The following is a 22,023-nucleotide window of genomic DNA, read 5'->3' as shown; positions in this document are numbered from 1 at the left end:
CGATTATTGATCGATCCGCTTCTGCAGGGCGATCGCCCCATGCGGTGCATTGACCTTGCCTTCGTGGATCATGAAGGCGAAGACGTCGCGCGGCTCTTTCTTGACTTTCCTGTTCTGGTCGATCAGCGGCAGGTCGTCAGGCACATTGCCCTCGGCCCAGGTCTGGAGCCGCTTGGTCCAGTCCTTCAGCTCCGGTTCCGGATAGCAGGTCGGAATATCGTCCGATCCTTTCTGCAGCCGCGTATAGACGAAGTCCGCCGTCACATCGGCAATCATCGGATAGTCGAAATGCTCGGCGCAGACAGGCGCCACGCGGTATTTCTCGAGCAACGCGACGAATTCCGGCACCTTGAAGGAATCGTGCCGGACTTCCACGACATGGCGCAACTTCAGCCCGTCCTGCTTTTCCGGCAGCAGTTTCAGGAAGGCCTCGAAATCATCGGGATCGAATTTCTTCGTCGGCGCGAACTGCCAGAGCAGGGGGCCGAGATGATCGCCAAGTTCGCTGATGCCGGACGAGAGAAATTTCTCCATCGATTCACCAGCCTCGGCAAGCACTCGTCGATTGGTGGTGAAGCGTGTCGCCTTCAGCGAAAAGATGAAACCTTCAGGCACATCCGCAGCCCACTTTGCGAAAACCGCCGGCTTCTGCGTGCTGTAATAGGTGCCGTTGACCTCGATGACTTTCAGCTGGCGGCTGGCATAATGCAGCTCATCCTTCTGTTTGAGATCGGCGGGAAAGAAATGACCACGCCAAGGTTCGAACGTCCAGCCGCCGATACCCACGCGGATCGTGCCCGATTTGCTCATCTGCTCCTCCTCACTTGCGATCCCTCAGATCGCGCCGATCTTTTTCGCCATATCGACGATAGTCCATCCTGGCCGATAGGGATTGGGCCGGCGACCCGTTTCCTGAAAACCGAAGGCGGAATAGAGGGTGATGTTCCGCTCCATCCGCGCATTGGTGTAAAGCCGGATCTCCGGCACGGCCCACTCCCGCGCCCTCTCCTCCAGCCAGCGAAGCATGGCCATGCCATGTCCCGCACCCTGAAAGTCTGGCGATACCGCGATGCTGAAAAGCATCAGGTGATCGGTATGGCGCTCGACCACTGAAAGCCCCGCCACCGCGCCATCCGCCTCCCGCAGCCAGACTTCGCCTCGTTCGATCCGTGGCTCATAGTCTTCCGTCACCGGGATCGGCGGATAGCCGAAAAGATCGGTATAAGGCTGATAGGCGGCGGTCGTCAGCGCCACGACGGCAGGCAACTCCGCAATCGCGGCAAGCCGCATCGTCATTCCGCCGCCGCAACCGTCTTCTTGACCGGCCGCCGCTCCAGCAACTCCCTGAGGAACTGGCCTGTATAGGAGCGCTGCTCCTTCACGATCGCCTCCGGCGTGCCAACGGCCACGATCTCGCCGCCGCCATCGCCGCCCTCGGGTCCGAAGTCGAGGATCCAGTCGGCAGTCTTGATGACTTCGAGATTATGCTCGATGACAACGACCGAATTGCCCTGGTTCACCAGCTCATGCAGCATTTCCAGAAGTTTGGCGACGTCATGGAAATGCAGGCCGGTAGTCGGCTCGTCGAGAATATAGAGTGTGCGGCCCGTCGACCGCTTCGACAATTCCTTGGCGAGCTTGACGCGTTGGGCCTCCCCGCCCGAAAGCGTATTGGCCTGCTGGCCGACCTTGATGTAACCGAGGCCGACATCGAAGAGCGACTGCAGCTTGTCACGCACGGCCGGGACCGCAGTGAAGAATTCGACGCCTTCTTCCACCGTCATATCCAGCACGTCGGAAATCGACTTGCCCTTGAAGGTAACATCGAGCGTTTCGCGGTTGTAGCGCTTGCCGTGGCAGACGTCGCAGGTGACATAGACGTCGGGCAGGAAGTGCATCTCGATCTTGATGACGCCATCACCCTGGCACGCCTCGCAGCGGCCGCCCTTGACGTTGAAGGAGAAGCGGCCCGGCTGGTAGCCGCGCGCTTTGGCTTCCGGCAGGCCGGCAAACCAGTCACGGATCGGCGTGAAGGCGCCAGTATAGGTGGCCGGGTTGGACCGCGGCGTGCGGCCGATCGGCGACTGGTCGATGTCGATGACCTTGTCGATATGCTCGAACCCGTCGATACGATCGTGATCGGCGGGGATCTCGCGCGCGCCCATGACGCGGCGTGCCGCCGACTTGTAAAGCGTTTCGATCAGGAAAGTGGACTTGCCGCCGCCGGAGACACCCGTCACCGCAGTGAAGACGCCGAGCGGGATGGCCGCCGTGACATTCTTCAGATTGTTACCGCGGGCACCGACGACCTTGATCTCCTTGCCCTTCTTCGGCTTGCGGCGTTCGTCCGGCAGAGCCACGCCGAGTTCGCCGGAGAGATATTTGCCGGTCAGCGACTTCGGATTGGCCATGATTTCCTGCGGCGTGCCATGCGCCACCACCTGGCCGCCATGGACGCCGGCCGCAGGGCCGATATCGACCACGTCGTCGGCCGTCAGGATCGCATCCTCGTCATGTTCGACCACGATGACCGTATTGCCGATGTCACGCAGATGCTTCAGCGTATCGAGAAGACGGGCATTGTCGCGCTGATGCAGGCCGATCGACGGTTCGTCGAGCACGTAGAGAACGCCGGTCAGGCCGGAGCCGATCTGTGAGGCAAGGCGAATACGTTGGCTTTCGCCGCCGGACAGCGTGCCGGAATTGCGCGACAGGCTCAGATATTCCAGGCCGACGTCGTTCAGGAAGCGCAGGCGGTCACGGATTTCCTTGAGAATGCGCACGGCAATCTCGTTCTGTTTGGCATTGAAAGTCGCCGGCAGCGCTTCGAACCAGTCGCGTGCGATGCGGATCGACATCTGGGTGACTTCGCCGATATGCAGCCTGTCGATCTTCACGGCCAGGGCTTCCGGCTTCAGGCGAAAGCCGTTACAGGCCGGGCAGGGGGCCGCCGACATGAAGCGCTCGATATCCTCACGCGCCCAGGCCGAATCCGTCTCTTTCCAGCGTCGCTCGAGATTGGGCACGATGCCTTCGAAATTCTTCGAGGTCGTGTAGGAGCGCGCGCCGTCGGCATAGTGGAATTCGATCTTCTCTTCGGTGCCGTTCAGGATGACATCCTTGGCCTTTTCAGGGAGATCATTCCACCGGCTGCCGAGCTTGAAGCCGAAATGTTTGCCGAGCGCTTCGAGCGTCTGGTTGTAATAAGGCGAGGTCGACTTGGCCCAGGGCGCAATCGCGCCGTCGCGCAGCGTGCGCTCCGGCTCGGGTACGATCAGATCGGGGTCGATCTTCTGCTGCGAGCCGAGACCGTCACAGGTCGGGCAGGCGCCGAAGGGATTGTTGAACGAAAAGAGCCGCGGTTCGATCTCCGGAATGGTGAAGCCGGAGACGGGGCAGGCAAATTTTTCCGAAAACAGCACGCGCTCATGCGTTTCGTTGAGCGACTTGTTGGCTGAGCCGCCGGCCGAGGTTTCCTCCGGCGGCAGCGGCTTGTCGGCAAATTCGGCAACGGCAAGGCCATCGGCGAGCTTCAGCGCCGTCTCGAAACTGTCGGCAAGGCGCGAGGCCATATCGGGCCGCACGACGATACGGTCGATGACCACGTCGATATCATGCTTGTATTTCTTGTCGAGCGTTGGCGCGTCGGCGATTTCGTAGAACTGCCCATCCACCTTGACGCGCTGGAAGCCTTTTTTCATGAGCTCCGCCAGCTCTTTCTTATATTCGCCCTTACGACCGCGGATCATCGGCGCCAATATATAAAGACGCGTGCCTTCCTCGAAGGCGAGCACCCGGTCGACCATCTGGCTCACGGTCTGGCTCTCGATCGGCAGGCCGGTCGCAGGCGAATAGGGGACGCCGACACGCGCAAAGAGCAGGCGCATATAGTCGTAGATTTCGGTGACGGTACCGACCGTCGAGCGCGGGTTGCGCGAGGTCGTCTTCTGCTCGATCGAGATCGCCGGCGAAAGCCCGTCGATCTGGTCGACATCGGGCTTCTGCATCATTTCCAGGAACTGGCGCGCATAGGCCGAAAGGCTTTCGACGTAGCGGCGCTGGCCTTCGGCATATATAGTATCGAAGGCGAGCGAGGACTTGCCGGAGCCGGAAAGGCCGGTCATGACGATCAGCTTGTTGCGTGGCAGATCAAGGTCGATGCCCTTCAGATTATGCTCGCGCGCGCCACGGATGGAGATCGTCTTCAGTTCGCTCATCGTCTCTGCTTCAAGTCGTTTGGGGAATGACAGCCCTTATTTAGTGATGCCCGCGGGCGAGTCGAGGCTGAATGTCCGGAACAATAAAGGTTTTCGATTCTGTTGACAGGATCATAGCGAATAATTAGAACAAATAAAGAACAAAATTCCTTGTGGATTAAGAGGGCCTGGATGCGCATCGCTTGTCCTCTATGGTTTAAGGTGCGCCGATGATTTTTTGAACGCCGCCGGTCAGGGCGGCAGTAAGGTGAACAATATGGCTGGCAGTGTGAACAAGGTAATTCTGGTCGGGAACGTGGGCGCCGACCCCGAAATCCGCCGGACGCAGGATGGCCGGCCGATCGCCAATCTTCGCATCGCGACCTCGGAAACCTGGCGCGACCGCAATTCCGGCGAGCGCCGCGAGAAGACCGAATGGCACACCGTCGTGGTCTTCAGCGAAGGCCTCTGCAAGGTCGTCGAGCAATATGTGAAAAAGGGCGCCAAGCTCTATATCGAAGGCGCACTGCAGACCCGCAAGTGGCAGGACCAGAACGGCAACGACCGTTATTCGACGGAAATCGTGCTGCAGGGCTTCAATTCGACGCTGACGATGCTCGACGGGCGTGGTGAAGGTGGCGGTGCCGGCTTCGGCGGCGGTCGAGGTGGGGATGATTTCGGCGGCGACGACTACGGCTCCGGCTCGTCCTCCGGCGGTGGCCGCAGCAGCGGCGGCGGTAATCGTGGTGGCAGCGGCAACAGCAGCGGTGGCGGCGGAAACTTCTCGCGCGATCTCGACGACGATATCCCGTTCTGATCGACGCTGTCCCGATATTGTGATGACGGCGCCTTCGGGCGCCGTTTTCATGTCGGTGTGGCGCTGATCAGATTGAGCGCGGATTTGGCACCGTCCACGACGAATTGAGCGGCAAGGGCTGCCAGGATGACGCCGAGAAGGCGGGTCAGGATCGCTCGGCCCGTGACGCCGAGGAAGCGGTCGAGCCGGTCGGCAAGGAAGAGCACCAGCAGGGTGATCAGCAGGCAGCCGGCGATGACGCTGATCAGCTGCGCGCGCTCGACCGTGGAGGGCAGGGTGCCTCCGAGCAGGATCGTCGCAGAGATCGCACCCGGCCCGGCAATCAGCGGCAGCGCCAGCGGGAAGACGGCGATATTCTCGATATGATCCTTGGTAATTGCCACTTCCGTAGTCTTTTCCTTGCGGTCCTGCCGCCGTTCGAAGACCATCTCGAAGGCGATCCAGAAAAGCAGCAGCCCGCCGGCGAGCCGGAAGGCGCCGATCGAGATGCCGAGCACACCGAGCACGCTGGAACCGAACAGCGCGAAAACGGCAAGGATGATGAAGGCGATCGTCGTGCCGCGCAGCGCCACCTGCTTTCGCTCCGGCCGGCTCATACCGACAGTGAGGCCGAGAAAGAGCGGTGCAAGCCCCGGCGGATCGATGGTAACGAGCAGCGTCGTGAATGCGTTGATCAGTTGGTCGGCGCTTGCCATCGCTTCTTCAAAACCCCATATAGATGCTTGTTTTTGATGATTGTGCTGTGCGGCTTCCGATTTGGCAAATGCATGATCGCTGATTGTTTCCTACCCATGGGCAAATGCCGTGATTTGCCCTCTTTCGACCGCAAAAGCCTGTTCAAAACCCCTGGCCAAATTGGCGCGGGAACAGGCTTTCCGCTATAAATCTTCGAGTGATTCTAGAAGAGAACGTGAACCGTTTTGACTGAGCAAACACCCCCCGGCGGCGGGAAGCTCCCGCCAGGCATCGAGCCCATCTCCATTATGGAGGAAATGCAGCGGTCGTATCTCGATTACGCGATGAGCGTGATCGTGTCTCGCGCACTTCCCGACGTGCGTGATGGCCTGAAGCCCGTGCATCGACGCATCCTCTACGGCATGTCCGAGCTCGGCATCGACTGGAACAAGAAATACGTCAAATGCGCCCGTGTTACCGGGGACGTGATGGGTAAATACCATCCGCACGGCAATGCCGCGATTTACGACGCGCTCGCCCGCATGGCGCAGGACTGGTCGCTCCGCCTGCCGCTCATCGACGGTCAGGGCAATTTCGGCTCCGTCGACGGTGACCCACCGGCGGCTGAACGTTACACCGAATGCCGCCTGCAGAAGGCCGCGCATTCGCTGCTCGACGACCTCGACAAGGAAACGGTCGACTTCCGCGACAACTATGACGGCACGCTCTCCGAGCCCGTGGTGGTGCCAGCCAAGTTCCCGAACCTTCTGGTCAACGGTGCGGGAGGTATCGCCGTCGGTATGGCGACCAACATTCCGCCGCATAACCTCTCCGAGGTGATCGACGGCTGTATTGCGCTTATTAACGATCCCGCGATCGAGCTGCCGGACCTGATGCAGATCATTCCGGGTCCGGATTTCCCGACTGGCGCCAAGATTCTCGGCCGCGCCGGCATCCGTTCGGCCTATGAAACCGGCCGCGGTTCCGTCATCATGCGCGGCGTCGCCGCGATCGAGCCGATGCGCGGCGATCGCGAACAGATCATCATCACCGAAATCCCCTATCAGGTGAACAAGGCGACGATGATCGAGAAGATGGCCGAGCTGGTGCGCGAGAAGCGTATCGAAGGCATCTCCGACCTGCGCGATGAATCCGACCGCCAGGGCTATCGCGTTGTCGTCGAGCTGAAGCGTGACGCAAACGCCGACGTCATCCTCAACCAGCTCTATCGCTACACGCCGCTGCAGACCTCCTTCGGCTGCAACATGGTGGCGCTGAACGGCGGCAAGCCGGAACAGCTGACGCTGCTCGATATGCTCCGCGCCTTCGTTTCCTTCCGCGAGGAAGTCGTTAGCCGGAGAACGAAATTCCTGCTTCGCAAGGCGCGTGAACGTGCGCACGTCTTGGTCGGCCTGGCAATTGCGGTTGCCAATATCGATGAAGTCATCCGCGTCATCCGTCAGGCGCCGGACCCGCAGTCCGCCCGCGAAGAACTGATGACCCGCCGCTGGCCGGCGGAAGATGTCGAAAGCCTCATCCGCCTTATCGATGATCCGCGCCATCGCATCAACGAAGACCTTACGTATAACCTCTCGGAAGAGCAGGCTCGGGCGATCCTCGAGCTGCGCCTTGCCCGCCTGACGGCCCTCGGCCGCGACGAAATTGGCGATGAACTCAATAAGATAGGCGAGGAAATCAAGGATTACCTCGATATCCTGTCGTCGCGTGTCCGCATCCAGACGATCGTCAAGGACGAGCTGATTGCCGTTCGCGACGAGTTCGGCACACCGCGCCGCACCGAGATCATCGATGGCGGTCTCGAAATGGACGATGAGGACCTCATCGCCCGCGAAGACATGGTCGTCACCGTATCGCATCTCGGCTATATCAAGCGCGTGCCGCTGACGACCTATCGTGCGCAGCGCCGCGGCGGCAAGGGCCGTTCGGGTATGACCACCCGCGACGAGGATTTCGTTAGCCGGCTATTCGTTGTCAATACGCACACGCCGGTTCTGTTCTTCTCATCGCGCGGCATCGTCTACAAGGAAAAGGTCTGGCGTCTGCCGATCGGCACACCGACCTCGCGCGGCAAGGCGCTGATCAACATGCTGCCGCTGGAGTCAGGAGAACGCATCACCACCATCCTGCCGTTGCCTGAGGATGAGGACAGCTGGGATAACCTCGACGTCATGTTCTCGACGACTCGCGGCACGGTCCGCCGCAACAAGCTGTCGGACTTCGTCCAGGTGAACCGCAACGGCAAGATCGCCATGAAGTTGGACGAGGAGGGCGATGAAATCCTCTCCGTCGAGACCTGCACGGATCGGGACGACGTTCTGCTGACGACGGCGCTCGGCCAGTGCATCCGCTTCCCGGTCGATGACGTGCGCGTTTTTGCCGGCCGCAACTCGATCGGTGTGCGCGGCATCAATCTCGGCGATGGCGACCGCATCATCTCGATGACGATTGTCGGCCATGTCGATGCCGAGCCGTGGGAGCGTGCTGCTTACCTCAAGCGCTCTGCCGCCGAACGTCGTGCGACGGGCGTGGACGAAGAGGATATCGCTCTGGTCGGCGAAGAAGTCACCGAAGAGGGACAGCTCTCCGATGAGCGTTATGAAGAGCTGAAGGCACGCGAGCAATTCGTGCTGACGGTTTCGGAAAAGGGCTTCGGCAAGCGCTCGTCCTCCTACGATTTCCGCATCTCCGGCCGCGGCGGCAAGGGCATCCGCGCCACCGACACGTCGAAAACAGGCGAAATCGGCGAACTCGTCGCCGCCTTCCCGATCGACGACGGCGACCAGATCATGCTCGTCTCGGATGGCGGCCAGCTGATCCGCGTACCGGTGGGCGGTATCCGCATCGCCAGCCGTGCGACCAAGGGCGTCACGATCTTCTCCACCGCCAAGGATGAGAAGGTCGTCTCGGTCGAGCGCATCAGCGAGCCGGAAGAGGAAGAGACGGCGGAAAACGGTGAAGAAGCCGCGGTTTCCGAAGGCGAGGCGCCTGCAGCGGGCGAAGCTGACGAAACCCCATCGGGCGAATAATTCACCACTTTCTCGTTGCAGACCGGGCGGCCCCTGCCGCCCGGTTTTTTATTGCGCTATGAAGGACTTGCCGATTCATCCGAGGGGGGAATGCTGTGGGCAGGTGGACAAGGCGAGGGGTGCTGGCCGGCATTTCGGCAGCAGCAGGTGTCGCGGCGGGACGTTTCCTGCTTCAGCCGCAAAGCGATCCCGGACCAGCCTTTCCAGCAGAGCTTCCCGTTGAAGACGGCTCGACCATTCTCAATGATGCCGGAGAGCTGACGCCGACCCGGGTTGCGGCCCATCTGACCGTCAAGGAGCCGCCGCAGGATGCCATGATCGGCCAGTTGCGTACGGCGCTCGTTGAAGCCGTCAAGGCAAACAGGCCCTTCATCGCCAGCGCCGCGCGCCATTCGATGGGCGGTCAGAGCCTTGCCGAAAATGGCACGACGCTGACGCTCGATCAGGACTGGCTGGAGGCGGATACGGCAGCCAGGACCTACCGTGTCGCCGCCGGCACTCGCTGGTCGACGATCATTTCCAAGCTCGATGCGATCGGCTTTTCGCCCGCCGTCATGCAGTCCAACAACGATTTCGGCGTCGCCAGCACCTTTTCGGTCAATGCGCATGGCTGGCCGGTTCCTTTCAGCGCCTGCGGCAGCACCGTCCGTTCCATCAGGCTGATGACGGCGGACGGCAACCTTTTGACCTGCTCGCGCACGGAAAATACCGAGCTTTTCAATCACGCCATGGGTGGATACGGGCTTTTCGGCGTCATCACCGAACTTGAGCTCGACATGGTGCCGAACGTGCTATTGCAGCCGACCTTCGAGCATCTGGCAGGCGAAGATCTCGGCCGGCGCTTTGCCGAGGTGCTCGCAGGCGACAGCGCGATCAACATGGCCTATGGCCGCATGGATATTTCGCTCGATCGTTTCTTTGAAGATGCGCTGCTGATCACCTACCGGGCTGCGCCGGACCAGACGAAGATACCGCCCGCCTCCGGCTCCGGTTTCGTCAGTCACGTCTCGCGCGAAATCTTCCGGGCGCAGCTCGGTTCCGACACGGCCAGGCATTTCCGCTGGTGGACCGAGGCCGTTGTCAATCCGTCGCTCGCCGGCCAGGCTACGCGCAACAGTCTGATGAACGAACCCGTCATCACCCTCGATGACCGTGATCCGTCCCGAACGGATATCCTGCACGAATATTTCGTCTCACCCTCGCGCTTCGCCGATTTCGTTGCAGCCTGCCAGGATGTTATTCCCGCCTCCTACCAGCAGCTCCTCAACATCACGCTGCGTTATGTCCATACCGACCGCGACAGCGTATTGGCTTACGCCACGGAGCCTCGCATTGCCGCGGTCATGCTCTTCTCGCAGGAAAAGACGGTGAGGGGCGAGGCCGACATGCGGCGTATGACGGAAGCGCTGATCGAGCGCGTGCTCGCAATCGGCGGCAGCTATTATCTGCCGTATCGCCCGCATGCCCGGCTGGATCAGTTTACCCGCGCCTATCCTCGCGCTGAGGAATTTGCGGCGGCCAAGCGTCGGCTCGATCCCCGCCTTACCTTCCGCAATCATTTCTGGGATCGCTATCTCGGAAGCCTTTAGGAGGATTTGCATGTCCAGGCTTCGGCTGATTGCTGCGCTTTATACCGTGGCTCTGCTTTTTGCGGCCGCGTTGAATTACATTCCGGGACTGACGGATGCGCAGGGGCGCGCCTTTGGCATTTTCGCCCTCGATATCTACGACGACAGCCTGCATCTGGCCTCGGCTGCCTGGGCAGGCATCGCTGCCTTCCTGTCGGCTCGTGCGTCACGAAACTTCCTTTTCTATTTCGGCCTGCTCTATTTCAGCGATGGTCTGCTTGGGCTGATCACCGGGTCGGGTTATCTCGATCTCGGCATCGTCAATTACGGCATTCAGGATCTTCCCTTTACGTTCAGGATCCTTGCCAATCTGCCGCATCTCTTCCTTGGCGGAATGGGGATTGCGTCCAGCTACATCTTCCGTCGCGAGGCCCCGTGATGCGGCGCCTCCTGAAGATTATCGGCTGGATCCTCGCGGCGCTCGTTGTTGCGATCCTGCTGCTGCTCAGCCCGGTTGCCTATGTCGAGACCTTCTGCCATGCCGTTCCGGAAACCGATCGTTACACGCTGATATCGGATCCGGAATTCCGTCGGCACGAGGCTAATACTTATCTGACCTATCCAGAGTGGCATATCGTCTACGCCTATGACGGGCTCGCCGAGGCTCTGAAAACTGGCGACGAATATCGCTTCGGCTATTTTTCCAGCGTGAAGGATTTCTGGGCGGCCGACTGCGCGCTGACCCGCATCGCCGATCGCCATGGCGGCGCCGATCGCGAAACCCGAATGATGATCGCCACCATCGGCGTCAGCTTCACGCTCGAAATGGGCTTGAAAGCGGCCTATGAGGAAACGATCGGCCGGGTTTTTGCGCTATGGCGCGGCAGCGAAAAGACGCCGCAGGATCTCGTCGCCCGCGATATGGCGATCGATTACGCTGCCTTCCTGCGCCAGACTCCATGGTACAAATACCCCTTCCAGCCCTGGATCGACAGGCTCTGGGCTGCACCGGTGGAAGAGCCGCTGCGCGGCTGGGAACGCCGTCTGGCGCTCGGCGGCGAATGGCGCGCCAAGATCGCCTATGCCGGCGTGATCGCCAGCGCTGTCGCCGCAACCGGCGAGGCGAAGCTGACCATCCGCTCGGTCATATCAGGTCTGCCTGCCACCGCGCTTTCGGCAATTCCCGATGTATCGGTAATTGCGGAAAGTACCGATGGCGTGCTGATCGAGACGCCGCGCTACGACCGCTTCACCCATATCCTCGCCGAGATCGCCGAGGCGGGCGGTACAATCCGCGAGATTGCCGGCAATGACGAGATCATGGTGTCGCTGACCATGCCCCGAGGTACGGAGCAGGGCAATCTGCCCGGTGAGGTAATCACGCGGCTTCCGCGATCAGGTTTTGACAGCGACCGTGTGCTTTTGTCCGTCAAGGTGGCTGATCTTGCCGCGTTGCTTAAAGACCGGCCGATTGCTGATCCCGGCCTTGAGCATATATTCGATTTCTGAAGCATCGAACGGGTGGCTCTTTGATAAGACGCTTGGCACGCAGGACAGGCACTGCGATTGCGGTCATTGCCGCAGTCTTCGCACTGTTTGCCGTCGTCTTTGCCGCAACAGGCGCGGCGCCAGCAGCCATGGTCTTTCCGGCCGGCAGCATTGAACCTGACGCATTGCCCGACGGTGTCTCCATCCTGCGATGGGGCAGGGGCTTTGCCGTCGTCACGAGTGAACGCAGCGACTATGTGCGTGCGCTTTATGGCAGAGGTGCGCTTCTTGTCCTGCCGCTGCGAAAAAGCGGCTGCCTGGCGCTGCGGCCTGCATCGTCGACATGAAAAAGCCGGATGCAGAACATCCGGCTTGTATTGCTGTTTTCCGCTGCGGAAGCGGCTTTAGAAGGCGCTGTGCTTCTCTTTCAGCGACTTCCCTTCCTTGCTCTCACGGCGCAGCGCGGAAATCGTCGAAGTCACGGACACGATGAACATGATGCTGATGAGTGCTGTGAGGACTGTCAGGATCGTGAACATGGTGGCGTTCCTTTCTGTGGAGAGTTGCGTTCAAGCCCCTCAGTACTGGCCAAGAACGCTTACGGAGCGAGCCGAAGCGTAGGGGCCGTATACCTTGGAAGTATCGATCTTCTGGTTGTCATAGAGAGCGACTGTAGCAGTCAGCATGCCTGTAATCATTGCCATCCAAAGCACGTTAATCATGGTGATCTTACCAGGCATGTTCATTCCCTTCCTGCCGCGCTTCCGCATCTCATATGTGTCGATCAAGTGAACGCATCCGTCTTAAAATGGTTCCCGCCGGATGTTGACGGGGTGTTTACCAACCGTGTTCTGAAGCGACCTTGAATGCCCTGTTCATCTACCGTTCAGAATTCAAATCGATTAGAATGCATGCGGCCAAGCTGGCGCATAATGGCCGCATGTTCGTTGACTTCCGGTCGTACCCAAAGCTGGCGCCGATCAGCGACATAACCGTAGAAAAGCTCCGCAAGCAGCGAGAAAATAACGGCTATTGCAATAAGGATGATCAGCATGATCAAGGTCTTTCCGGGGATAACGCTACCTGGACCGGCAGCGTCTGCGTTGATGGTCTGAGTAAAACAGATCGCATCTGAGCGGGCCTTGAACGCCCCGTTCATTCATCGTTCAGCCGCGCCAGGCGGCATGGCTAAATGACTTGCGAGAAACGGGCTTCCATGACAAAAGGCGTGAAACAAACGGCCGGGCCAGATGACGACAGCTTTCTATCCGGGGTCCTTCGACCCGATCACCAACGGACACGTTGATGTGCTGGTGCAGGCGCTGAACGTCGCCGAGAAAGTGATCGTTGCGATCGGCATTCACCCCGGCAAGACCCCGCTCTTCTCCTTTGAGGAAAAGGCCGCGCTAATCCGTGCGTCGCTGGCCGAGGTCTTGCCGGAAAAGAGCGCGCATATCGACGTCGTTTCCTTCGACAATCTCGTCGTCGACGCCGCACGCGCGCATCGCGCAAGCCTGCTGATCCGCGGCCTGCGCGACGGCACTGATCTTGATTATGAAATGCAGATGGCCGGCATGAACCGGCAGATGGCGCCCGATATCCAGACCATCTTTCTGCCGGCAGGCACGGCCTCGCGGCCTATTACCGCCACATTGGTAAGACAGATCGCAGCCATGGGCGGCGATGTCAGCGCCTTCGTGCCGGCAGCCGTCTTGCAAGCCCTGAAATCCAAGCGCAAAGCCTAGGCGGCATCGCCTCAACGGAGCTCACATGAAACTCTTCTATCTTGCATTTGCCGGCGTGCTCTATCTCGCCTCCTTCGCAGGTGACGCTTTTGCGCAGGCTGCCGATCACTACATCACCATCCAGCTGAAGAGTGGCCCGGTCGTTATTCAACTGATGCCCGATGTCGCGCCGAAGCATGTTGCGCAGATCGAGGCGCTGGTGAAGAAGGGCGAGTATGACAATGTTGCCTTCCACCGCGTCATTCCCGGCTTCATGGCCCAGACTGGCGATGTGAAATACGGCAATATGGAAAAGAACTTTGATGCGAGCCAGGCTGGCACCGGCGGTTCCGATCTGCCCGATCTCCCGGCTGAATTCTCCAAGACGCCCTTCGTGCGCGGCACGGTTGGCATGGCGCGCGCGCAGGATCCGAATTCCGCCAACTCGCAGTTCTTCATCATGTTTGCTGACGGTTCCTTCCTGAACGGTCAGTACACGGTCGTCGGCAAGGTTGTTTCGGGCATGGAAAACGTCGACAAGATCAAGAAGGGCGAAGGCCAGAACGGCGAAGTCAGCAATCCTGACCGCATGATCAAGGTTACGCTGGGCAAGAAGTAAGTTCAAGACGAGAAGGAGAACAACAATGGCCGAGATCAAAGATCCGGAAAACACCATCATTCTGGAAACCACCAAGGGTAAGGTTGTCATCCAGCTTCTGCCGCAGGTCGCGCCCGAGCATGTGAAGCGCATCAAGGAACTCGCCCGCGAGAAGGCCTATGACGGCGTCGTCTTCCACCGCGTCATCGCCGATTTCATGGCGCAGACGGGTGACGTGCAGTTCGGCAAGAAGGGTGGCGAGAATTTCAACCCGGGCCGCGCCGGCATGGGTGGTTCTTCGAAAGACGATCTCAAGGCTGAATTCTCGGCAACGCCGCATGTTCGCGGCACCTGCTCGATGGCTCGTTCGCAGAGCCCGAACTCGGCCAACTCCCAGTTCTTCATCTGCTTCACCGACGCTCCGTGGCTGAACAAGCAGTATTCCGTCTGGGGTCAGGTTATCGAAGGCATGGACAACATCGACAAGATCAAGAAGGGCGAGCCCGTCTCCGATCCGGATTCGATCGTCTCCATGCGGGTTGCCGCCGACGTCTGATTGTGATTTCTGCTGGAACCCGCCCTTGCGCGAGAGCGCGGGGCGGGTTTCGCTTTGCCTGGAAGTGCCCCAATGCGCGTAGACCTCTTCGATTTCGACCTGCCAGATGAACGCATTGCGCTGCGGCCTGCCGACCCGCGCGACAGCGCACGCCTGCTCGTGGTCGATCCGAATGCCCAGACGGTGCTGTCCGATCATCACGTCTTCGACCTTCCTTCTTTCCTGCGGGCTGGCGACGCACTGGTCTTCAACGATACCAAGGTCATCCCGGCTCAGCTTGAAGGCATCCGCCATCGCGAGGGTGCGGGTGGTCAGCAGGTGTCGGCTACACTCCACATGCGTATCGGCGCCAACAAGTGGAAGGCTTTCGCCAGGCCCGGCAAGCGCATCAAGGAGGGCGACCGTATTGCCTTCGGCCACAGCGGCGAAAGCTGCATGATCGGCTCTCTCGATGCCACCGTCGAGGAAAAGGGCGAGGCGGGTGAGGTGACGCTCGCCTTCGATCTCTCCGGCCCTGTGTTGGACGAAGCGATTGCCAGCGTCGGCCATATTCCGCTGCCGCCCTATATCGCCGCCAAGCGTCCGGAGGACGAACGCGACCGCGTCGATTACCAGACCATCTATGCGCGGGAGGAGGGCGCCGTCGCCGCCCCCACCGCCGGACTGCATTTCACGCCCGGCCTGTTCGAAGTGCTCGACAAGGCCGGTATCGAACGCCATTTCGTGACGCTGCATGTCGGTGCCGGCACCTTCCTGCCGGTCAAGGCTGACGATACCGACGATCACAAGATGCATCTTGAAAGCGGCTATGTCAGCGCTGAGATCGCCGCGAGGCTGAATGCCGTGCGGGACCGGGGCGGGCGCATCATCTGCGTCGGCACGACCTCGCTTCGGCTGATCGAAAGTGCTGCCGACGAGAGCGGTGAGATCCAGCCTTGGGTAGGCGCCACCGGCATCTTCATCACGCCCGGCTACCGCTTCAAGGCGGTCGATATTCTCATGACGAACTTCCACCTGCCGCGTTCGACGCTTTTCATGCTGGTCTCGGCCTTCGCCGGCTTCGAGACTATGCACGCGGCCTACGAACATGCCATCTCGACAGGCTACCGCTTCTACTCCTACGGCGACGCGAGCCTTCTTTTCCGGAAAGACAAATGACAGAGAACTTCCAGTTCACCCTGAAGAAGACCGATGGTGGCGCACGCCTCGGCGAGATTTCCATGCCGCGCGGCACGATCCGCACCCCGGCCTTCATGCCTGTCGGCACGGTCGGCACGGTCAAGGCCATGTATCTCGACCAGGTGCGTGAGACCGGCGCCGACATCATTCTCGGCAATACCTACCACCTGATGCTGCGCCCGACGGCCGAGCGTGTCGCTCGCCTCGGTGGCCTGCACAAGCTTATCCGCTGGGAGCATCCGATCCTGACGGATTCCGGCGGCTTTCAGGTCATGTCGCTATCTGGTCTGCGTAAGCTCGACGAGCAGGGCGTCACCTTCAAGTCGCATGTCGACGGCAGCCTGCATCACATGTCGCCGGAGCGCTCCATCGAAATCCAGGGGCTGCTCGGCTCGGATATCCAGATGCAGCTCGATGAATGCGTGGCTCTGCCGGCCGAGCCCAAGGAGATCGAGCGCGCCATGGAACTGTCGCTGCGCTGGGCCGAGCGCTGCAAGGTCGCTTTCGGCAACCAGCCGGGCAAGGCGATGTTCGGTATCGTGCAGGGCGGTGACGTGCCGGCTTTGCGCGTCCGTTCGGCCGAAGAACTGGCGAAGCTCGACCTCAAGGGCTATGCGGTCGGCGGCTTGGCCGTCGGCGAGCCGCAGGACGTGATGCTGAAGATGCTCGAAGAGACGCTTCCGGTCCTGCCCGGTGATAAGCCGCGCTACCTGATGGGCGTCGGCACGCCCGATGACATCCTGAAATCCGTTGCCCGTGGTATCGACATGTTCGACTGCGTGATGCCGACCCGTTCGGGCCGCCACGGTCTCGCCTTTACCCGCCGCGGCAAGGTCAATATCCGCAACGCCCGCCATGCGGAGGACATGCGCCCGCTCGACGAACAGTCGAACTGCCCGGCGACTCGTGATTATTCGCGCGCCTATCTCCACCATCTCGTCCGCGCCAACGAAGCGCTCGGCGGCATGCTGCTCTCCTGGCACAATCTGAACTACTATCAGGAACTGATGCAGGGTATCCGCAAGGCGATTGCCGAAGGCCGTTTCGCCGATTTCATGGCCGAGACGATCGAGGAATGGGCGAGGGGCGATCTCGAACCCGTCTGATCAAATGCCCTTGCTGTCGGCGTTCGGCACGATCTGCACGCCATTGATCTTGAGGCTCCCGTCGGGCTGGCGGGCGACCTGATAGACCGCTGTCCAGTCCTTGCCGTCGCGGCCTGAGATCAGCACTTCCTGGTAGATGACAGCGCCGTCGTCAATCGATCTGCTGCGCCCGAAGGCATAGTTGCCGGGATGATAAACTGGCTCGTAACTCTTCTTCACCATGGCGAAGAAGACGTCCTTGTCCGGATACATCGCCTTGATACCCGGTGCCGCAAAGGAATAGGCCGTATCGGCGTCATCCTTGAGGAATGCCCTGATCTGCTCCTCGATCATCGTCTGTGTCGTCTGCACTGGATCTTCGGCATGAACCACCATGCCTGACATCACGGATACGGCACACAGAACCAGCACTGCAAAGAAAGTGCGCATGGGATCATCTCCGGCAATATCCGGACAAGTGTAGGCTATTTTGCGCGCATGAAAAGAGGTTGCTCAGGACCAGCGGCGGAAGAGGGCGCTGGCATTCACCCCGCCGAAGCCGAAGCCATTGGTGATCGCATATTCCATCGCGACTTTGCGGGCCACTTTGCCCACGATGTCGATGCCCTCGGCTACCGGATCGGCCGTTTCCAGATTGCGCGTCGGCGGGGCGATCTGGTCGCGCAGCGCAAGGATCGTGAAGATGGCTTCGAGCCCGCCGGCAGCCCCCAGGAGATGGCCGGTCGCCGATTTCGTGGCGCTGACGGCAATGCCGCCAGCGCGGCCGAAGACCGTGCCGATTGCCGCGATTTCACCCTTGTCGCCGACCGGTGTCGAGGTCGCATGCGCATTGAGGTGCTTGACCTCGGAGGCTGGAATTCTGGCCTGCCGCAGAGCCGTCTCCATTGCCCGGCGGGCGCCATCGCCATCCTCCGGTCCTGCGGTCATGTGATAAGCATCGGCGGCCGTACCGTAGCCAACGAGCTCCGCAAGCGGTGTCGCGCCGCGCGCCAGCGCATGCTCCAGCGTTTCGATGACGAGAATGCCGGCCCCTTCGCCCATCACGAAGCCGTCACGGGCAGTATCGAAGGGACGTGAGGCAAGTTCGGGCCTGTCGTTGAAACCACTCGAGAGTGCGCGGGCTGCAGCAAAACCGCCAAGGCTGACCTTGTCGATGCAGGCTTCCGAGCCGCCGCAGATCGCAACATCAGCTTCACCCGACCGGATCAGTCGGGCCGCGTCACCGATGGCCTGAACGCTGGCAGCGCAGGCCGTCACAGGTGCGCCGAGCGGCCCCTTGAAGCCGTAGCGGATGCTCACTTGGCCGGCCGCGAGATTGACAAGGAAGGAAGGTACGGTGAAGGGCGAGAGCCGCCGCACGCCCCGCGTCTCAGCCGTGCGCACCGCATCGGCGATCGCCGGAAAGCCGCCGATGCCGGAGGCGATGATCGTTGCAGTCCGTTCACGCTCGTCCGTGCCCTCGGGCATCCAACCAGCCTGGCGCACGGCTTCATCTGTCGCCATCATCGCGAACTGGATGAAGCGGTCCATCTTCTTCTGGTCCTTGGGCGGAACGGCACGGTCGGGATCGAAGCCGGCTTCGGTATCCTCCTCGATGGAGGGAACGACGCCGCCGACCTTGGCGGCGAGATCGCCCACCACATCGTCAGGCAGGGCACGCAAGCCAGAACCACCTGCGACAAGCCGCTCCCATCCCGTCTCGACACCAACGCCGAGCGGTGAAACAAGTCCCATACCGGTGACAACGATGCGTTCCATGGATTCTTCCTTTCTAGGCGTCGATGCCGAGGTAATAGGCGCGCATGCGTGCGATCCGTTCGCGGTCGCCATCGTCAGCGGCCGGTCCCGGCAGCAGGCAGGTATTTTCGGGTTTCAGTTCTTCGCCGCTGGCTGCATCCACCAGCACGGGCCGGCGTTCCTCGCCGGAGGCGGCATTGCCGAGCAGGAAGGCGAGATCCTCTTGCGGAGCGTGCCGGCGTCCCCAGGAAAACAGGGCCATCAAAACCGGAAAGAAATCGCGTCCCTTCTCGGTCAGCACATATTCGTAGCGGGCAGGGCGCTCACTATAGAGGCGCTTCTCGAACAGCCCTTCATCGATCAGATGCGCGAGCCGTCGCGTCAGTATGTTCGGCGCAACGCCGAGGCTCTTCTGGAATTCGTCGAAGCGCGTCAGTCCGTGAAAGGCATCGCGCAGGATCATCATGCTCCACCAGTCGCCGACGCTATCGAGCGCGCGCGCCGCCGGGCATTTGAAATTGGCGAAACTTGTTCGTTGCATGATGCAAGTCACTACAGAGGTTACTTGCATCATGCAAGTCTCAAATTCGAGCGTCGCTCCGCTCGAAGATCTGTGCCAGCAGAGCACTGGTTGCAGGAATGCAGGCAGCTACATGAAGAGAAATGTACCGGTCAGCGCAATCGTCTCTCCGCTCGGCTGGGCGCTACAGGCAATGTTGTGCATGACTGCTGCGCGATAAAAAAATGGGGCTCCGTAAAGGAACCCCATACAATCCGCCGCTTTAAGGCGTCAGATCTCCGATCTCAGAGGAACAGGAAATCGTCGTGATGAAGCGTAGCCAGATTGGAAAGCGTCGCGATTTGCACAGCCGCGCCGCGCCCGCTTCCATCAGCGTCGTATAGGAGCTTTCCAGTCGTCTGGTCGTAGATCAACCGGTCGTTTGTATCCAAAGCCTTGGTGCCGAGCACGAAGTTTCCGGAGGAAAAATTGGCTGTATCGATCGCCGTGAAAATGTTGTGGTCGAGTGCGATCTTGTCGCCTGAGCTTTCCGAAAAGTCCTCGATTTTGTCGATGTTCCCGGTAGCATTGGGTTTGATGTTGAAGACAAAGTTGTCGGCTCCAGATCCGCCTTTGAGGATATCGTTGCCGTTGCCGCCGATAAGTTGATCGTTTCCGGCTCCGCCCGAAAGCACGTTGCTGGCCGTATTCCCGGTCAGATTATTGTTTCCGGCATTGCCCGTGGCGTTGATTGCCGATGAACCAGTTAGTTTCAGATTCTCTACGGTGCCAAGGGTGTTCGTCAGATTGAAGGATATGGACGCGTAGACGGTGTCATTGCCGCCGCCGTCTGTTTCGTCGACGATATCGCCTGTTGAATCCACCTTATAGGTGTCGTTGCCAACGCCTCCCATCATCCGGTCGTCTCCCTTGCCGCCGTCGATATCGTTATTCCCGGTATTGCCGGTGAGGATATTGTTCGAGGCATTACCCGTAGCATCGGTATTCGCCGACCCGATCAAAGTCAGGTTCTCGACGGTCCCGGTCACGCGATCCTGGTTCGCCAGACTAAGGGAGATGTAGGATTTGATAATATCCTTGCCGGAGCCGCCGGCTTCGACCACGTCATCATAGATACTGTTGACGATATAGGTGTCGTCGCCGGCACCTCCCGTCATCAGGTCCGCACCTGCGCCGCCATCCAGCACGTTGGCCCCGGAATTGCCGACGAGCACGTTGGCAAGCGCGTTGCCCGTGGCGTTGATGTTTGCATTGCCGGTCAGCGTCAGATTCTCGATGGCGCCGATCGCATGCGCCGTATCCGCCAGGCTGAAGCTGATCGACGACATGACGGTATCGGTTCCGCCGCCGCCGCTTTCGTCGACGATATCGGTCGGGGAGGTGACGGTGAAGACATCGTCTCCGGTGCCGCCGTAGATGTGGCCGGGTTCCCGCAACGCATCAGCTCCCGCTGCTATGTTGATAATGATCGGATGGTCGACTACATCCACATTCAGGGAGGATATGTTGCTGAAGCTCTTGATCGGTGTATCGCCCGTCAGCGGATCGTAGACCTGCACCGTCCCGAAAGCCCCGCCCAGATTGACGCTGACACTGGTCGCCGCCGCCTGGATCGCCGTGTCGGATGTCTGGTTCCAGATATCGGGCTCATTCCAGACGATGATCTGATAGCTACCATCAGATTTTTCCGTCAGGTAGCTGCGCGCCGTCGACGGCAGCCCACTGATCGAATAATTGAGCGCCCCCGGATTGAAGGTTGCCTGTGCTGCGCCGTCATCACCAAGAATTTCCGTCAGATTATGGATCGCCGTTGCGGCCGGCTTGGGGGAATAATCCAGGCGGAAGAGCCCGAAGTGCTTTTCCTGATCGGACCCCTGCGAATCCGCATAGGCATCGAGAAGCTGGTAGATAAAGGTCTCCTTCGATCCGAGAAAGGCGCCGTCCATCAGCGTGTTGAGAAGCAGTTTGGCCTGCGTCGTTTCGTCGACGCCTTCCCATCCGCCGTTGGTATCAGCCGTCAGCGATGTGTGGTACCCGATTTCGGTGATGGTCAGCGGTTTGCCGGGATCGGCGCTCATCTGGTCGCCCGATTCACGCTGGAGCCAGGAGAAAGGCTGGTCGCCCTCCTTCGCATAGGTGTGGATCGTCGTGTAATCGTTGGACGAGGCGACCGTGTAGCCGGTAAAGCCGAGAACAGGAATGTCCTTCAATAGCGGATCGGCATTCACCGCGTTGAACAGGTCCTTTTGATAGGCAAGGGCCGCGGCCTCTCCCGACAGTCCCTTATAGGCAACCGGCCAATTATTGACTTCGTTCGGGCCTTCGATGCCGACGATCGAACCGGGATGCGCCTCCACGAAGGCATGCAACCGCTGCACGACGGTGGCAGGGGTGTCATCGCGCCCCGAGACGAAAACGAACTTCACGCCGGCATCAGCCGCGTCCCCAAGATGGCCTTGACCATAGGGGTCGGAGGCGGGGGTGGGCGCATGATCGCGAACCGTGTCGAGGCCGAGGTATCCCAAGGCTTTAACAACTTCCGCGATATTAGAGTATTTTCCGTCCGTGTAATCGATGTGTGTATCAATTCCGAAGGAGTCGATAACGTCATTAATTCTAATAGCTTGGGCCATTATTGCATTCCTCGCCTGGAAGTAGAATTTATTGCTTTGATGGTATAACGATTCCCTCCAAAAGCAATTTGACGTTATACAGTTGAATTCGTCAAAGTTATGATGCATTAACCATGTCGTATTGCTGGCAACATGTTTGCGAAGCCTTGACTGATTTGCCTGTACAATCAGTCCAAACG

Annotated in this window: 21 protein-coding genes; 11 read left to right on the top strand and 10 right to left on the bottom strand. The window is 60.0% G+C overall.

Annotation, left to right across the window (positions count from 1 at the left end):
- Window positions 1–3 precede the first annotated feature (3 nt).
- The 3 genes from FHT87_RS21485 to uvrA are packed head-to-tail and all read right to left on the bottom strand — an operon-like array spanning window position 4 to window position 4,217.
- Window positions 4–810 (bottom strand): DUF72 domain-containing protein, encoded by an 807-nt coding sequence (locus tag FHT87_RS21485; protein WP_183729311.1) that lies wholly within the window; start codon window positions 808–810, stop codon window positions 4–6.
- A gap of 24 nt (window positions 811–834) precedes the next feature.
- Entirely contained in the window at window positions 835–1,296 is a 462-nt protein-coding gene (locus FHT87_RS21480; protein WP_183804795.1) for an N-acetyltransferase, read from the bottom strand.
- On the bottom strand, window positions 1,293–4,217 hold the full coding sequence (gene uvrA / locus FHT87_RS21475; protein WP_183729304.1) for an excinuclease ABC subunit UvrA: 2,925 nt from the start codon (window positions 4,215–4,217) through the stop codon (window positions 1,293–1,295). Before uvrA ends, FHT87_RS21480 begins: the two co-directional genes overlap by 4 nt.
- A gap of 256 nt (window positions 4,218–4,473) precedes the next feature.
- On the opposite strand from uvrA, the gene FHT87_RS21470 reads away from it, so the two are divergent.
- Window positions 4,474–5,013 (top strand): single-stranded DNA-binding protein, encoded by a 540-nt coding sequence (locus FHT87_RS21470; RefSeq protein ID WP_183804794.1) that lies wholly within the window; start codon window positions 4,474–4,476, stop codon window positions 5,011–5,013.
- Between the two features lie 47 nt (window positions 5,014–5,060).
- On the opposite strand, the gene FHT87_RS21465 is transcribed toward FHT87_RS21470, so the two are convergent.
- Window positions 5,061–5,708, bottom strand: a complete 648-nt coding sequence (locus FHT87_RS21465; RefSeq protein ID WP_183804793.1) for a MarC family protein — start codon at window positions 5,706–5,708, stop codon at window positions 5,061–5,063.
- A 225-nt stretch (window positions 5,709–5,933) separates the two neighbouring features.
- On the opposite strand from FHT87_RS21465, the gene gyrA reads away from it, so the two are divergent.
- The 5 genes from gyrA to FHT87_RS21440 all read left to right on the top strand — a co-directional run bounded on the left by gyrA (window position 5,934) and on the right by FHT87_RS21440 (window position 12,138).
- The gene (gene gyrA, locus FHT87_RS21460) at window positions 5,934–8,735 is read left to right on the top strand and encodes a DNA gyrase subunit A (protein WP_183804792.1); all 2,802 of its coding nucleotides are present in this window, start codon (window positions 5,934–5,936) and stop codon (window positions 8,733–8,735) included.
- Between the two features lie 95 nt (window positions 8,736–8,830).
- Complete coding sequence (locus tag FHT87_RS21455; RefSeq protein ID WP_183804790.1) at window positions 8,831–10,324, top strand: FAD-binding oxidoreductase; 1,494 nt, start codon at window positions 8,831–8,833, stop codon at window positions 10,322–10,324.
- 10 nt (window positions 10,325–10,334) lie between these two features.
- Window positions 10,335–10,742: a hypothetical protein gene (locus FHT87_RS21450; RefSeq protein ID WP_183804788.1), complete on the top strand. Its 408-nt coding sequence runs from the start codon at window positions 10,335–10,337 to the stop codon at window positions 10,740–10,742.
- Window positions 10,742–11,812 carry a hypothetical protein gene (locus tag FHT87_RS21445; RefSeq protein WP_183804786.1) on the top strand — a complete coding sequence of 357 codons (1,071 nt, stop codon included), beginning with the start codon at window positions 10,742–10,744 and terminating at the stop codon, window positions 11,810–11,812. Before FHT87_RS21450 ends, FHT87_RS21445 begins: the two co-directional genes overlap by 1 nt.
- Before the next feature lie 32 nt (window positions 11,813–11,844).
- Window positions 11,845–12,138, top strand: a complete 294-nt coding sequence (locus FHT87_RS21440; protein ID WP_246699651.1) for a hypothetical protein — start codon at window positions 11,845–11,847, stop codon at window positions 12,136–12,138.
- A gap of 57 nt (window positions 12,139–12,195) precedes the next feature.
- On the opposite strand, the gene FHT87_RS31435 is transcribed toward FHT87_RS21440, so the two are convergent.
- Window positions 12,196–12,330: a hypothetical protein gene (locus FHT87_RS31435; protein WP_281411227.1), complete on the bottom strand. Its 135-nt coding sequence runs from the start codon at window positions 12,328–12,330 to the stop codon at window positions 12,196–12,198.
- 347 nt (window positions 12,331–12,677) lie between these two features.
- On the bottom strand, window positions 12,678–12,950 hold the full coding sequence (locus FHT87_RS21435) for a hypothetical protein (RefSeq protein WP_183804782.1): 273 nt from the start codon (window positions 12,948–12,950) through the stop codon (window positions 12,678–12,680).
- Window positions 12,951–13,041: 91 nt separating this feature from the next.
- On the opposite strand from FHT87_RS21435, the gene coaD reads away from it, so the two are divergent.
- The 5 genes from coaD to tgt all read left to right on the top strand — a co-directional run bounded on the left by coaD (window position 13,042) and on the right by tgt (window position 16,954).
- Window positions 13,042–13,536, top strand: coding sequence for a pantetheine-phosphate adenylyltransferase (gene coaD, locus FHT87_RS21430; protein WP_183804780.1), 495 nt, complete (start codon window positions 13,042–13,044; stop codon window positions 13,534–13,536).
- 25 nt (window positions 13,537–13,561) lie between these two features.
- Window positions 13,562–14,134 (top strand): peptidylprolyl isomerase, encoded by a 573-nt coding sequence (locus tag FHT87_RS21425; RefSeq protein ID WP_183804778.1) that lies wholly within the window; start codon window positions 13,562–13,564, stop codon window positions 14,132–14,134.
- Between the two features lie 25 nt (window positions 14,135–14,159).
- Complete coding sequence (locus FHT87_RS21420) at window positions 14,160–14,669, top strand: peptidylprolyl isomerase (protein ID WP_037106039.1); 510 nt, start codon at window positions 14,160–14,162, stop codon at window positions 14,667–14,669.
- Between the two features lie 72 nt (window positions 14,670–14,741).
- The gene (gene queA, locus FHT87_RS21415; protein WP_183804776.1) at window positions 14,742–15,827 is read left to right on the top strand and encodes a tRNA preQ1(34) S-adenosylmethionine ribosyltransferase-isomerase QueA; all 1,086 of its coding nucleotides are present in this window, start codon (window positions 14,742–14,744) and stop codon (window positions 15,825–15,827) included.
- Complete coding sequence (gene tgt / locus FHT87_RS21410) at window positions 15,824–16,954, top strand: tRNA guanosine(34) transglycosylase Tgt (RefSeq protein ID WP_183804774.1); 1,131 nt, start codon at window positions 15,824–15,826, stop codon at window positions 16,952–16,954. Before queA ends, tgt begins: the two co-directional genes overlap by 4 nt.
- Here tgt and FHT87_RS21405 read toward each other — a convergent pair whose 3' ends face one another.
- The 4 genes from FHT87_RS21405 to FHT87_RS21390 all read right to left on the bottom strand — a co-directional run bounded on the left by FHT87_RS21405 (window position 16,955) and on the right by FHT87_RS21390 (window position 21,844).
- Window positions 16,955–17,383 carry a DUF4864 domain-containing protein gene (locus FHT87_RS21405; protein WP_183729272.1) on the bottom strand — a complete coding sequence of 143 codons (429 nt, stop codon included), beginning with the start codon at window positions 17,381–17,383 and terminating at the stop codon, window positions 16,955–16,957.
- A 63-nt stretch (window positions 17,384–17,446) separates the two neighbouring features.
- Window positions 17,447–18,712 carry a beta-ketoacyl-ACP synthase II gene (fabF, locus tag FHT87_RS21400; protein ID WP_183804772.1) on the bottom strand — a complete coding sequence of 422 codons (1,266 nt, stop codon included), beginning with the start codon at window positions 18,710–18,712 and terminating at the stop codon, window positions 17,447–17,449.
- Window positions 18,713–18,725: 13 nt separating this feature from the next.
- On the bottom strand, window positions 18,726–19,232 hold the full coding sequence (locus tag FHT87_RS21395) for a helix-turn-helix domain-containing protein (protein WP_183729266.1): 507 nt from the start codon (window positions 19,230–19,232) through the stop codon (window positions 18,726–18,728).
- Window positions 19,233–19,495: 263 nt separating this feature from the next.
- A complete protein-coding gene (locus FHT87_RS21390; protein WP_183804770.1) occupies window positions 19,496–21,844 on the bottom strand; it encodes a calcium-binding protein in 2,349 nt (782 codons plus the stop codon).
- Window positions 21,845–22,023: the final 179 nt, after the last annotated feature.

This window comes from Rhizobium sp. BK316 (assembly GCF_014193695.1).
In the GTDB taxonomy this organism is placed as follows: Bacteria; Pseudomonadota; Alphaproteobacteria; order Rhizobiales; family Rhizobiaceae; genus Rhizobium.
This window is presented reverse-complemented; position numbering and strand designations above follow the sequence as displayed.